This window comes from Leifsonia sp. LS1, from assembly GCF_020521355.1.
In the GTDB taxonomy this organism is placed as follows: domain Bacteria; phylum Actinomycetota; class Actinomycetes; order Actinomycetales; family Microbacteriaceae; genus Leifsonia.
Genome location: NZ_BPER01000003.1, coordinates 302,102 through 315,664 on the forward strand (window position 1 = coordinate 302,102; position 13,563 = coordinate 315,664).

The window sequence follows — 13,563 nt, forward strand, 5'->3', positions numbered from 1 at the left end:
TGAACATTGCTCGACGCAACAACTTTTGATGAGCTGCGTATCGGCCTGGCGACCGCCGACGACATCCGTCGTTGGTCCTACGGCGAGGTCAAGAAGCCGGAGACGATCAACTACCGCACGCTGAAGCCGGAGAAGGACGGTCTCTTCGGAGAGCAGATCTTCGGCCCGTCGCGTGACTGGGAGTGCTCGTGCGGCAAGTACAAGCGCGTCCGCTTCAAGGGCATCGTCTGCGAGCGCTGCGGCGTGGAGGTCACCAAGTCCTCCGTCCGCCGTGAGCGCATGGGCCACATCGAGCTCGCCGCGCCGGTCACGCACATCTGGTACTTCAAGGGCGTGCCCAGCCGTCTCGGCTACCTGCTCGACATGGCGCCGAAGGACCTCGAGAAGGTCATCTACTTCGCCGCCTACATGGTGATCGACGTGGACGAGGAGGGCCGTCACGCCGACATGCCCGGCCTCGAGAACGAGCTCCGCCTCGAGATCAAGACGCTGTCGGACCAGCGCGACTCCCGCGTCGCCGAGCGTCTCCAGCGCCTCGAGGTCGACCTCGCCGCGCTCGAGGAGGAGGGTGCCAAGGCCGACCAGAAGCGTCGCGTCAAGGACACCGCCGAGAAGGAGATGGGCCAGCTCCGCAAGTCCTTCGACGAGGACATCGCCCGTCTCGAGCGCGTGTGGGAGTCGTTCCGCACCCTCAAGGTCGGCGACCTCAAGCCCGAGGACGCGGACTTCAACGAGCTCGTCGACCGCTACGGTCTGTACTTCGAGGCCTACATGGGCGCCGAGTCGATCAAGCGCCGTCTGCAGGCCTTCGACCTGAATGCCGAGGCCGAGCTGCTCCGCGAGCAGATCGCCACGGGCAAGGGCCAGAAGAAGATCCGCGCGATCAAGCGTCTGCGCGTCGTCTCGTCGTTCCTCGCGACCGGCAACTCGCCGGCCGCGATGGTCCTCGACGTCGTCCCGGTCATCCCGCCGGAGCTGCGCCCGATGGTGCAGCTCGACGGTGGCCGCTTCGCGACCAGCGACCTGAACGACCTGTACCGCCGCGTGATCAACCGCAACAACCGTCTGCGCCGCCTGCTCGACCTCGGGGCCCCCGAGATCATCGTGAACAACGAGAAGCGCATGCTGCAGGAGGCCGTCGACGCCCTGTTCGACAACGGCCGCCGCGGACGCCCCGTGACGGGTACCGGCAACCGCGCCCTCAAGTCCCTCAGCGACATGCTGAAGGGCAAGCAGGGACGCTTCCGCCAGAACCTGCTCGGAAAGCGCGTCGACTACTCGGGCCGTTCGGTCATCATCGTCGGCCCGCAGCTCAAGCTGCACCAGTGCGGTCTGCCGAAGCAGATGGCGCTGGAGCTGTTCAAGCCGTTCGTGATCAAGCGCCTGATCGACCTGAGCCACGCTCAGAACATCAAGGCCGCCAAGCGCATGGTGGAGCGTTCGCGCCCGCAGGTGTGGGACGTGCTCGAGGAGATCATCCGCGAGCGCCCCGTGCTCCTGAACCGCGCGCCCACGCTGCACCGTCTCGGCATCCAGGCGTTCGAGCCCCAGCTCGTCGAGGGCAAGGCCATCCAGCTGCACCCGCTCGTCTGCGCCGCGTTCAACGCGGACTTCGACGGCGACCAGATGGCCGTGCACCTGCCGCTGTCGGTCGAGGCCCAGGCCGAGGCCCGCATCCTGATGCTCGCCTCGAACAACATCCTGAAGCCGTCCGACGGCCGCCCGGTCACCCTGCCCTCGCAGGACATGATCATCGGTCTGCACCACCTCACCACCGTCCGCGAGGGCGCCGTGGGCGAGGGCCGTGCGTTCTCCTCCGTCTCGGAGGCGATCCTCGCCAAGGACCAGGGCTCGCTGCACCTGAATGCGACCGTCAAGATCCGTCTCGACAACTACGTGCCGTCCGACGCGGCGGACACCGGAACGCAGCCGACCACCGCGATCGTGGAGACCACGCTGGGCCGCGCCCTCTTCAACGAGGCGCTCCCGTCCGACTACCCCTACGTGGAGGCCGTCGCCGACAAGGGCATGATCTCGTCGATCGTGAACGCCCTCGCCGAGCGGTACCCGAAGGTGGAGGTCGCCGCGGCGCTCGACCGGATCAAGGACGCCGGCTTCTACTGGGGCACCCGTTCCGGTGTGACCGTCGCGCTGAGCGACATCCTCACGCCGCCGAACAAGCCGCAGATCGTCGCCGGCTACGAGAAGAAGGCCGCCAAGATCACGGCGGAGTTCGAGAAGGGTCTCACGACCGACCTCGAGCGTCGTCAGGAGCTAGTGAAGCTCTGGACGGAGGCGACCAACGAGGTCGCCGAGGCCATGCGCGCCAACTTCCCGGCCGACAACACCATCAACCGCATGGTCACCTCGGGCGCCCGTGGTAACTGGCTGCAGGTGCGCAACATCGCCGGTATGCGTGGTCTGGTGAACAACCCGAAGGGTGAGATCATCCCCCGTCCGATCATCTCCTCGTACCGCGAGGGTCTGTCGGTGGCGGAGTACTTCATCGCGACGCACGGTGCCCGCAAGGGTCTGGCTGACACGGCTCTCCGTACGGCGGACTCGGGCTACCTGACCCGACGTCTGGTGGACGTCTCGCAGGATGTCATCATCCGTGAGGACGACTGCGGCACGACCAAGGGCCTCGACCTCCCGATCGCGACGGTCGGCGAGGACGGCACCCTCACCCGTGACCCGAACGTGGAGAACTCGGTGTTCGCCCGGACGCTGGCCGCCGACGCGGTCTCGCCCGACGGCACCGTGGTCGCCGCCGCCGGTGACGACGTGGGCGACGTGCTCATCGACAAGCTGGTCGCGGCCGGTGTCCAGGACATCAAGGTGCGCTCCGTGCTCACCTGCGAGTCCGCGGTCGGCGTCTGCGCCGCCTGCTACGGCCGTTCGCTCGCGACCGGCAAGCTGGTGGACATCGGCGAGGCCGTCGGCATCATCGCGGCCCAGTCGATCGGTGAGCCCGGCACGCAGCTGACCATGCGTACGTTCCACACCGGTGGTTCGGCCTCCGCGGACGACATCACCCAGGGTCTGCCGCGCGTCCAGGAGCTGTTCGAGGCCCGTACCCCGAAGGGTGCGTCCCCGATCGCCGAGGCCGCCGGCCGTATCGTCATCGAGGAGACGGACAAGTCCCGCAAGGTCGTCCTGACCCCCGACAACGGCGACGAGCCGCACGTCTACCCGGTGCTGCGCCGTTCGACCCTCCTGGTGGAGGACGGACAGCACGTCGAGCTCGGCCAGCAGCTGATCGTCGGCACCGTCGACCCGAAGGAGGTCCTCCGGGTCAAGGGTGTCCGCGAGGTGCAGAAGCACCTCGTCGGTGGCGTGCAGGGCGTCTACCGCTCGCAGGGTGTGCCGATCCACGACAAGCACATCGAGGTCATCGTCCGCCAGATGCTCCGCAAGGTCACCGTCGTCGACCACGGCGACACCGACCTGCTCCCGGGTGAGCTCGTCGACCGCTCGCGGTACAACGAGATCAACCGCGCGGCGCTGCAGGAGGGCAAGAAGACGGCCTCGGCACGTCAGGAGGTCATGGGTATCACCAAGGCGTCGCTGGCGACCGAGTCGTGGCTGTCGGCCGCGTCCTTCCAGGAGACCACCCGCGTCCTGACGCAGGCGGCCATGGAGGGCAAGTCCGACCCGCTGATCGGCCTCAAGGAGAACGTCATCATCGGTAAGCTCATCCCGGCCGGCACCGGCCTGCAGCGCTACCGGAACGTCACCGTCGAGGCGACGGAGGAGGCCAAGGCCGAGCGGTACCCCAACCGCATCTTCGCCGACGACTCCGCCTTCAGCGAGAACGACCTGAGCTTCGTCGACTTCGACAGCTTCAGCTCGGACGACTACACCCCCGGCACCTACAACTAAGGTCCCGTACGACGACGGCCCCCGGCGCGAACGCGTCGGGGGCCGTCGTCGTTCCCGCCCTCGGTCATGCGGGAGAATGGAACCCATGTGGCGCCATCTCCTCGAGTACACGGACACGACCGGCCGGGCGATGGTCGGTTTCTCGGCCGTCGCGCTCGTCGTCGCCGTGGTCAGCTTCGTCGTCGGCATCGTCCAGGCGACCGCCGGCCACGCCGCCGCGACCCTCCCGTTCTGGCTGACCACCATGGGCTGCGCCGTCCTCGCGGGCGTGCTCGTCTACCTCGCGAGCCGTCGCGGGGACTTCACGCGCCGCTGATCCTTCGCGCGACGGGACAGCACGGGGCACCTGTAGCCGAGGCGATCACGCCTGCGACGGCGGGGAAGACGGTGACATCGCTTCGCCGCCGCCGGATTCTCGCCCCGTGACGGCGTGGCCCACCGACAGCTCGACATGACCTGACCGCCCCCCGGTCCGCCTCCCTTCACATCCCGCAGCCCGTTGCTACAGTGGGCACCACGACGGGCCCGCCGGGCCCCTGGAGGTGCCACGATGAGCGACACGACACCGGACTCCGCATCCGCGGACACGGGGGAGCAGCAGGCGACGCCCGCGGAGCCCGCGACGGGTGCGGCCGCGTCCGCTGCTGCTGAGCCGCACGACTCCGATCCGGAGGTCGTGGACCCGCCGTCGAGCCCGGTCTCCGCGCGCGGGCACGTGAACCGTCCCGCCGGGGACACGAAGACCGAGGAGGCGGCTCCCGTTCCCGCTGCTGCTCCTCCCGCGCCGGCCGCCGTGACGGAGCCGGAGCCCGTGGTGAGCACCGACGACGACATCGCGGCCGCGGTCGCGCGCACGGCCGCACAGCCGGGGGAGGCCGGGGCCACGGCTGCCGGCACCGCCACCGTCGACACCGCGTCGCCGGCAGAGGCGGCCGCTCCGGTGGCCACTGCAGCCGCCGCCGCGGAGGCGCAGACCGCCCCCGCTGTCACCACCGCGTACGGAACAGCCCCTGCCGTGACCGGCGCGTGGGCTCCCGAGCCGACGGGTGCGCCCGTCCCGCTTCAGCCGCAGCCCGTCGCGCCGATCTTCCTGCAGCGGCCCGAGCCGCCGAAGCGCAAGAGCAACCGGGGCACGGGCATCCTGATCGTGCTCGTCGGGACGGTCGCGTTCGCGCTGCTGTGGAGCGTCGCGGTCGTCGTCGTCGGCGCGCTTCTGACGCCCAGCAACGAGTACCTGCAGGCACTGCTCCAGTACTACACGCAGCAGATCTCGGGCTGGGTCCCGGTCGTCGCCTTCTTCGTGGGCATGGTCGTGCTCGTGCAGATCGTGAACCGGGCGCGCTGGTGGGCGTACATCCTCGGCGGCCTCGTCGTCGCCGTCTTCGTCTACTTCTGCTACGTCGGCGCCTACCTCGTGGATGCCCGCTTCCTCGACCGCACCCCGGCCGAGTTCGCCATCCTCCTCCGCAGCGCGTGGCTGAACCCGTTCGCCGTGCTCGCCGGCGTCATCGCCCGCGAGATCTCGGTGTGGACCGGTGCCTGGCTCGCCGGGCGCGGTCGCAAGCTGAAGGCCCGCAACGCGGAGGCCCAGGCGGACTACGAGCAGCAGGTCGCCGATGCGCAGAACCAGGCCGTCGCCGCGTACGCCTCGCAGCAGGGGTACTGATCGGGCGGTCATGCGTGACGAACGCGCCTATGCGAGTGTCGTGGCCCTCTTCGCCGCGGGCCTTGACCTCGCGCTGATCGTCGCGGGCTTCGGCCTCCTGTCGCTCGCGACCAACACCGAGGTGGTCGCCGACCCGGCGGTCGGGACGCTCGTGGGCCCTGCCATGACGGGGGCGGCGGTCGTCGCTCTGCTGCTGGCGCTGATCGGGATCGGGACGCGCGTGCCCGCCGATCGCCAGCGCATCGCACCCGGCACGGCCCTCCTGGTCGGCCTGGTCTGCTACCTGGTCTTCGTGGTCGCGGGAGCGGTGGCCGGCATCGCGGGGGATCCCTCGCAATCGCTGCGTGCGCTCCTGTTCGCCGCCGGCCAGTTCGGCAGTTGGTACGCGGTTCTGGTCGGGATCGTCTCGTTCGTCGTCACGCTGCTCTACCAGCTCGTCCTGGTGGGCCGGTTCAGCCAGCGGGGGCGTCCACGCTGGCCGTGGGAGCGGGACGGCGACGAGTGAGCGCAGGCATCGGTTTCGCCCTGCGCGGACGAGGGCCTACCACAGCCGCTCTCATTTGACCGGGAAGGGCGCGGACGATAACATTTATCGGGTGTGCGCTCTGCTGCGCGCTCGTTCCGTGCCCAGAAATGGGACCAGCGATGGAGGAGCGGGCGGGCCGGCACGTACTCATCCGATGGGCAGGGAGACCGCACGGGATCCCGGCCCCCACGGCATATCGGCGGCGAGCCTTCATTCGTCGGCCGATTCCCCAGACGACCGAATGACCCGCCCGGCGGGTGAGTCGGTCATGGGACAAGCAACAACTGTCACCGTGCAGTCCATATAAGGAGAAGTAGTGCCTACCATTCAGCAGTTGGTGCGGAAGGGTCGGACGCCGAAGGTCACCAAGACCAAGGCCCCCGCCCTGAAGGCCAACCCCCAGCAGCGCGGCGTCTGCACCCGCGTCTACACCACCACCCCGAAGAAGCCGAACTCCGCGCTCCGCAAGGTCGCCCGTGTGAAGCTCTCCAACGGCACCGAGGTCACCGCCTACATCCCCGGTGAGGGCCACAACCTGCAGGAGCACTCGATGGTGCTCGTCCGCGGCGGTCGTGTGAAGGACCTCCCTGGCGTCCGCTACAAGATCGTCCGCGGCGCCCTGGACACCCAGGCCGTCAAGAACCGCAAGCAGGCTCGCAGCCGCTACGGCGCGAAGATGGAGAAGAAGTAATGCCTCGCAAGGGTCCCGCTCCGAAGCGCCCCGTCGTCGCCGACCCGGTCTACGGCTCGCCGGTCGTCAGCCAGCTCGTCAACAAGATCCTCCTCGACGGCAAGAAGGGCCTCGCCGAGCGCATCGTCTACGACGCGCTCGAGGGCGTCTCCTCCAAGTCGGGCAACGACGCGGTCACCACGCTCAAGAAGGCGCTCGACAACATCCGCCCGACCCTCGAGGTCCGCAGCCGCCGCGTCGGCGGCTCGACCTACCAGGTGCCGGTCGAGGTCAAGCCGCACCGCGCGAACACTCTCGCGCTCCGCTGGCTCACGAGCTACGCCAAGGGTCGTCGCGAGAAGACGATGACCGAGCGTCTCACCAACGAGATCCTGGACGCCTCGAACGGCCTCGGCGCCGCCGTGAAGCGTCGCGAGGACACCCACAAGATGGCCGAGTCGAACAAGGCCTTCGCGCACTACCGCTGGTAACACTCTTCGCCGTCCGGGCGTTGCACCCTTCGGGGAGCCGCCCGGACGGCGCCCCTTCCACTCTCTACTTTTCGGAGGAACCCTGTGGCACAGGACGTGCTCACCGACCTGACAAAGGTCCGCAACATCGGCATCATGGCCCACATCGATGCCGGCAAGACCACTACGACCGAGCGCATCCTGTTCTACACGGGCGTCAACCACAAGATCGGTGAGACGCACGACGGCGCCTCGACCACCGACTGGATGGAGCAGGAGAAGGAGCGCGGCATCACCATCACGTCCGCGGCCGTCACCTGTTTCTGGAACAAGAACCAGATCAACATCATCGACACGCCGGGTCACGTCGACTTCACCGTCGAGGTGGAGCGTTCGCTCCGCGTCCTCGACGGCGCCGTCGCCGTGTTCGACGCGAAGGAGGGCGTCGAGCCCCAGTCGGAGACCGTCTGGCGCCAGGCCGACAAGTACGTCGTCCCCCGCATCTGCTTCGTCAACAAGATGGACAAGCTGGGCGCCGACTTCTACTTCACCGTCGACACCATCGTCTCCCGCCTCGGCGCGAAGCCGCTGGTGATGCAGCTCCCGATCGGCTCCGAGTCCGACTTCGTCGGCGTCGTCGACCTGATCGAGATGCGCGCGCTGGTCTGGCCGGGCGACGCCAAGGGTGATGTCACCATGGGCGCCAAGTACGAGGTCCAGGAGATCCCCGCCGACCTGCAGGCTAAGGCCGAGGAGTACCGCGCCAAGCTGCTCGAGACCGTCGCCGAGTCCGACGACGTGCTGCTCGAGAAGTTCTTCGGCGGCGAGGAGATCACCGTTCCGGAGATCAAGGCGGCCATCCGCAAGCTCACCGTGAACAACGAGATCTACCCGGTGCTCTGCGGCTCCGCGTTCAAGAACCGCGGTGTGCAGCCCATGCTCGACGCCGTGATCGACTACCTCCCGTCGCCGCTCGACGTGCCCGCCATCGAGGCGCACGACCCGCGCGACGAGGAGAAGGTCATCCTCCGTCACGCCGACGCCACCGAGCCGTTCTCGGCCCTGGCGTTCAAGGTCGCGGTGCACCCGTTCTTCGGTCGTCTGACCTACGTGCGCGTGTACTCGGGCCGCGTCGACTCCGGTGCCGCGGTCGTGAACTCGACCAAGGGCCGTAAGGAGCGCATCGGCAAGATCTTCCAGATGCACGCGAACAAGGAGAACCCGGTCGACTTCGTCACCGCCGGCAACATCTACGCGGTCATCGGCCTCAAGGACACCACCACCGGCGACACCCTGTGCGACCCGGACAACCAGGTCGTCCTCGAGTCGATGACGTTCCCGGAGCCGGTCATCGAGGTCGCCATCGAGCCGAAGACCAAGGCCGACCAGGAGAAGCTGGGCACCGCGATCCAGAAGCTCGCCGAAGAGGACCCGACGTTCCGCACCGAGCAGAACCAGGAGACCGGTCAGACGGTCATCAAGGGCATGGGCGAGCTCCACCTCGACATCCTGGTCGACCGCATGAAGCGCGAGTTCAACGTCGAGGCCAACGTCGGCAAGCCGCAGGTGGCCTACCGCGAGACGCTCCGTCGCCCGGTCGAGAAGTACGACTACACCCACAAGAAGCAGACCGGTGGTTCCGGTCAGTTCGCGAAGGTGCAGATCTCGCTCGAGCCGATGGAGGTCACCCCCGAGACGTCCTACGAGTTCGTCAACGCCGTCACGGGTGGTCGCGTCCCGCGCGAGTACATCCCCTCGGTCGACGCGGGCATCCAGGACGCGATGCAGGTCGGCGTGCTCGCCGGCTTCCCGACGGTGGGCGTCAAGGCGACGCTCGTCGACGGTGCGTCGCACGACGTCGACTCCTCGGAGATGGCGTTCAAGATCGCCGGATCGATGGCCTACAAGGAGGCCGCTCGCAAGGCGAACCCCGTGCTCCTCGAGCCGCTCATGGCGGTCGAGGTGCGCACGCCCGAGGAGTACATGGGCGATGTGATCGGTGACCTCAACTCCCGTCGTGGTCAGATCCAGTCGATGGAGGAGGCGAGTGGCGTCAAGGTCATCCGCGCCAACGTCCCCCTGTCGGAGATGTTCGGCTACATCGGCGACCTGCGTTCCAAGACGTCGGGCCGCGCGGTGTACTCGATGACCTTCGACAGCTACGCGGAGGTCCCGAAGGCCGTCGCCGACGAGATCGTTCAGAAGAGCAAGGGCGAGTGACCTCGGTCGCTCCCTTTGAAGAACATCCCGTAACATAAGAAACCAATCCCGTAGGTCTGCCGGTCGAAATCCATCGACCGGGATACCTACATGAGAGTCCTGAGGAGGACCCAGTGGCTAAGGCCAAGTTCGAGCGGACTAAGCCGCACGTCAACATCGGAACCATCGGTCACGTCGACCACGGCAAGACGACGCTCACCGCGGCGATCTCCAAGGTGCTTGCTGACAAGTACCCGTCGGCGACCAACGTTCAGCGCGACTTCGCGTCGATCGACTCGGCTCCGGAAGAGCGTCAGCGTGGTATCACGATCAACATCTCGCACGTCGAGTACGAGACGCCGAAGCGCCACTACGCGCACGTTGACGCCCCGGGTCACGCCGACTACATCAAGAACATGATCACCGGTGCCGCTCAGATGGACGGCGCGATCCTCGTGGTCGCCGCCACCGACGGCCCGATGGCTCAGACCCGTGAGCACGTTCTGCTCGCCAAGCAGGTCGGCGTGCCCTACCTGCTGGTCGCGCTGAACAAGTCCGACATGGTCGACGACGAGGAGATCCTGGAGCTCGTCGAGCTCGAGGTCCGCGAGCTCCTCTCGAGCCAGGACTTCCCGGGTGACGACGCTCCGGTCGTCCGCGTCTCGGGCCTCAAGGCTCTCGAGGGCGACGAGAAGTGGGTCCAGTCGGTCCTCGACCTCATGGAGGCCGTCGACGAGTCCATCCCGGACCCGGTGCGCGACAAGGACAAGCCGTTCCTGATGCCGATCGAGGACGTCTTCACGATCACCGGTCGTGGAACCGTCGTCACGGGCCGCGCCGAGCGTGGCACGCTGGCCATCAACTCCGAGGTCGAGATCGTCGGCATCCGCCCGACGCAGAAGACCACCGTCACGGGTATCGAGATGTTCCACAAGCAGCTCGACGAGGCCTGGGCCGGCGAGAACTGTGGTCTGCTCCTCCGTGGCACCAAGCGCGAGGACGTCGAGCGCGGTCAGGTCGTCGTGAAGCCGGGTTCGGTCACGCCGCACACCAACTTCGAGGGCACCGCCTACATCCTCTCGAAGGAGGAGGGTGGCCGTCACAACCCCTTCTACACGAACTACCGCCCGCAGTTCTACTTCCGTACCACCGACGTCACCGGCGTCATCTCGCTGCCCGAGGGCACCGAGATGGTCATGCCCGGCGACACCACCGACATGACGGTCGAGCTGATCCAGCCGATCGCCATGGAGGAGGGCCTCGGCTTCGCCATCCGTGAGGGTGGCCGCACCGTGGGCGCCGGTACGGTGACGAAGATCATCAAGTAAGTCGTCTTCGACTGACTCGCGAGAGGGTCGGGCCTTCGGGCCCGGCCCTCTTTCGTGTCGTGTGGGGGTCTTTACCTTCGGCGCCGCGAAGCGCAGTATGGACTCACCGTTTCAACCGAACGGGTCCGTCGATGAAGGGAGACGCCTATGGAGAGCATGAACCTCGCCAACCAGGAGAAGCCGCTGACCGGATCACGGACGGAGAGTTCGGACACCGCGTGAGCGGACTTCAATCCAACTGAGCAGCGGCGCGAGGCGCTGCTCGAGCGGGGCCGGCAGACATGCCGAGCCCCGCTCCTTTGTGTGCGTGACTGCTGCTCTCTGGGACGACCGCTGCGCGGCGCCGCGCAGCTCTCGTCCCGAACTGCAGCGGCTGGTAGTTCTTCACAGGTCTGGGTGAATCGAGCGTCATCCACGTGTTGGCGGATCGGGGGCACAGGGGAGTCGCCTCCGGGTATCTGTCGAGGATGAGCGATCACAGCAACGGCCCCGATCTCGTCCTCGTCCGCGATCTCCTCTTCACCGGGGAGACCCGGCGGCAGCACGCCCGCGCTGCGGCCGCCGGAAAGGAGGTCCGCGTCGCTCGCGGCGCATACGTCGAACGCGAGCGGTGGGACGCGTTGGACGACCTCGAGCAAGCGAAGCTGCGAGTGCTCGCCCACGCCCGGACGAGGTCGCGGCCACCGGTGTTCTCCCACTGGTCCGCCGCGCTGCTGCACGGACTGCCTGTGTCCCGGCAGGCGCTCGCCTCGATACACGTCACCCTCCCACCCACGAGTGGAGGGCGCTCAGTGCCCGGCGTCGTGGCGCATTGCACCGGGATCGCTGCCGTCGACGTCGTCGAACTGGGTTCGCTCCGCTGCACGTCCATCGAGCGCACCATCGTGGATCTCGGTGCAAGCGCCTCGATGAGAGATGCGCTCCCGTCGGCCGATGCCGCGCTCCGGCAAGGAGTGCGGAAAGCGGACCTCCTCGCATCCTGGCTTCGCGCCCAGCCCCAGCGAGGGCATCGGCGCTCCCTCGAGCTGATCGAGTTCGCCGACGGCCGGGCGGAGTCACCGCTGGAGTCCGTCAGCCGAGCGAGCATGCGCGTCGCCGGGATGGCGGTCCCCCGGCTGCAGATGGCGTACCGGGACGCGGCGGGGCTCGTCGGCTACGTCGACTTCGCCTGGCCTGAGTCGAACGCCGTGGGAGAGGCGGACGGCGATGCCAAGTATCTCGATCCTGCGCTGCGCAACGGACGATCGGCCGAGCGGGTGGTGCTCGACGAGAAGATCCGGGAAGACCGGCTCCGTGCTCTCGGCCTCCGCGTGGTGCGATGGTGTTGGGAGACGGCGTGCGACCCGCGTGCGCTGCTGGCGGTGCTCGGCTCTGCCGGCGTTCCGACAGCGAGCGCTGCGGTTCGGGACGAGCGCGGTCCGGCGCGGTAGAGCGCTCGTCCCAAACCGCGGCGGAGGCGGGGCGCATCCGCGACACGCCCGGGTTGCAGCATCGGCGCGCATCTGGCAAACTTGTCTAGTTCAACATTCCGGGACGGGTGTGCTCACGCGCGCTTCGAACGGATCACTGCCAGGCAGTGCATAGCCCACCGCGAGGCCTCTCGAGGCCGGCGGGACGATGGTTAGGCCGCAGGCAGCAGGACACGCTCACAACGACCACCCTCGGGGACAAGGGGTTTTCCCTGTCCTCGATTCGGGCGACACGCCCGAGCGCGGGGGTCGGGGAGTTGACAGAAGAATAGTGGCGTTCCCCTGCGTTCGTCGCACCGCGTCCAATGCGGATCGGATCCACCAGGAGCCGACCGTACGACGCCATAACAAGAGAGAGAGTCAGACATGGCGGGACAGAAGATCCGCATTCGGCTTAAGTCGTATGACCACGAGGTCATCGACACCTCGGCGCGCAAGATCGTCGACACGGTGACCCGTGCCGGCGCGACCGTCGTCGGCCCGGTGCCGCTTCCCACCGAGAAGAACGTGGTGTGCGTCATCCGTTCGCCCCACAAGTACAAGGACAGCCGCGAGCACTTCGAGATGCGCACGCACAAGCGGCTGATCGACATCATCGACCCGACCCCGAAGGCCGTCGACTCGCTCATGCGTCTCGACCTGCCGGCGGACGTCAACATCGAGATCAAGCTCTAAGGGGGAGTGTCGCTATGTCCAACAACGAGACCAAGACCTCCAAGGGCCTCCTCGGCAAGAAGCTCGGCATGACCCAGGTCTGGGACGAGAACAACAAGCTCATCCCCGTGACCGTCATCGAGATCACGCCGAACGTCGTGACCCAGGTCCGCACCCCCGAGGCGGACGGCTACAACGCCGTGCAGATCGCCTACGGCCAGATCGACCCGCGCAAGGTGACCAAGCCGGCCGCCGGCCACTTCGACAAGGCGGGCGTCACCCCGCGTCGTCATCTCACCGAGGTCCGCACCGCGGACGCGGCCGACTACAGCGCCGGCCAGGAGCTCACCGTCGAGGGCACGTTCGAGGCCGGCCAGCTGGTCGACGTCGTCGGCACCTCGAAGGGCAAGGGCTTCGCCGGTGTCATGAAGCGCCACAACTTCCAGGGCGTCTCCGCTTCGCACGGTGCGCACCGCAACCACCGCAAGCCGGGCTCCATCGGCGCCTCCTCGACCCCGAGCCGTGTCTTCAAGGGCATGCGCATGGCCGGTCGCATGGGCGGCGAGCGCGTCACCGTCCTGAACCTCAAGGTGCAGGCCGTCGACGCCGAGAAGGGCCTGCTGCTGGTCAAGGGCGCCGTTCCTGGTGCTCGTGGCCGCATCGTTTTCGTCCGCAACGCAGTGAAGGGGGCCTAAGGTA

The 13,563-nt window shown here is 67.6% G+C and carries 11 protein-coding genes; all 11 read left to right on the forward strand.

All coding sequences use genetic code 11. From position 1 onward, the window contains the following. The first annotated feature begins 6 nt into the window (after positions 1-6). The 11 genes from rpoC (at position 7) to rplC (ending at position 13,559) form a co-directional block, all read left to right on the forward strand. Positions 7-3,882 carry a DNA-directed RNA polymerase subunit beta' gene (gene rpoC / locus LLS1_RS07635; protein ID WP_226654494.1) on the forward strand — a complete coding sequence of 1,292 codons (3,876 nt, stop codon included), beginning with the start codon at positions 7-9 and terminating at the stop codon, positions 3,880-3,882. Between the two features lie 85 nt (positions 3,883-3,967). Next, entirely contained in the window at positions 3,968-4,198 is a 231-nt protein-coding gene (locus LLS1_RS07640; protein WP_226654496.1) for a hypothetical protein, read from the forward strand. Between the two features lie 234 nt (positions 4,199-4,432). Continuing rightward, on the forward strand, positions 4,433-5,548 hold the full coding sequence (locus LLS1_RS07645) for a hypothetical protein (protein WP_226654497.1): 1,116 nt from the start codon (positions 4,433-4,435) through the stop codon (positions 5,546-5,548). Between the two features lie 10 nt (positions 5,549-5,558). Further along, positions 5,559-6,053, forward strand: a complete 495-nt coding sequence (locus tag LLS1_RS07650) for a hypothetical protein (protein ID WP_223357879.1) — start codon at positions 5,559-5,561, stop codon at positions 6,051-6,053. Between the two features lie 337 nt (positions 6,054-6,390). Continuing rightward, positions 6,391-6,765, forward strand: a complete 375-nt coding sequence (rpsL, locus tag LLS1_RS07655; protein WP_011186743.1) for a 30S ribosomal protein S12 — start codon at positions 6,391-6,393, stop codon at positions 6,763-6,765. Further along, entirely contained in the window at positions 6,765-7,235 is a 471-nt protein-coding gene (gene rpsG / locus LLS1_RS07660; RefSeq protein ID WP_021759597.1) for a 30S ribosomal protein S7, read from the forward strand. The genes rpsL and rpsG overlap by 1 nt, the downstream gene beginning before the upstream one ends. An 84-nt stretch (positions 7,236-7,319) precedes the next feature. Further along, positions 7,320-9,434 carry an elongation factor G gene (gene fusA, locus LLS1_RS07665; protein ID WP_263282051.1) on the forward strand — a complete coding sequence of 705 codons (2,115 nt, stop codon included), beginning with the start codon at positions 7,320-7,322 and terminating at the stop codon, positions 9,432-9,434. A 113-nt stretch (positions 9,435-9,547) separates the two neighbouring features. Continuing rightward, positions 9,548-10,741 (forward strand): elongation factor Tu, encoded by a 1,194-nt coding sequence (gene tuf / locus LLS1_RS07670; protein WP_223357878.1) that lies wholly within the window; start codon positions 9,548-9,550, stop codon positions 10,739-10,741. A 467-nt stretch (positions 10,742-11,208) separates the two neighbouring features. Further along, positions 11,209-12,171, forward strand: a complete 963-nt coding sequence (locus LLS1_RS07675; RefSeq protein WP_226654499.1) for an endonuclease domain-containing protein — start codon at positions 11,209-11,211, stop codon at positions 12,169-12,171. A 405-nt stretch (positions 12,172-12,576) separates the two neighbouring features. Beyond that, positions 12,577-12,885 carry a 30S ribosomal protein S10 gene (rpsJ, locus tag LLS1_RS07680; protein ID WP_005050520.1) on the forward strand — a complete coding sequence of 103 codons (309 nt, stop codon included), beginning with the start codon at positions 12,577-12,579 and terminating at the stop codon, positions 12,883-12,885. Between the two features lie 14 nt (positions 12,886-12,899). After that, the gene (rplC, locus tag LLS1_RS07685) at positions 12,900-13,559 is read left to right on the forward strand and encodes a 50S ribosomal protein L3 (protein WP_226654501.1); all 660 of its coding nucleotides are present in this window, start codon (positions 12,900-12,902) and stop codon (positions 13,557-13,559) included. Positions 13,560-13,563: the final 4 nt, after the last annotated feature.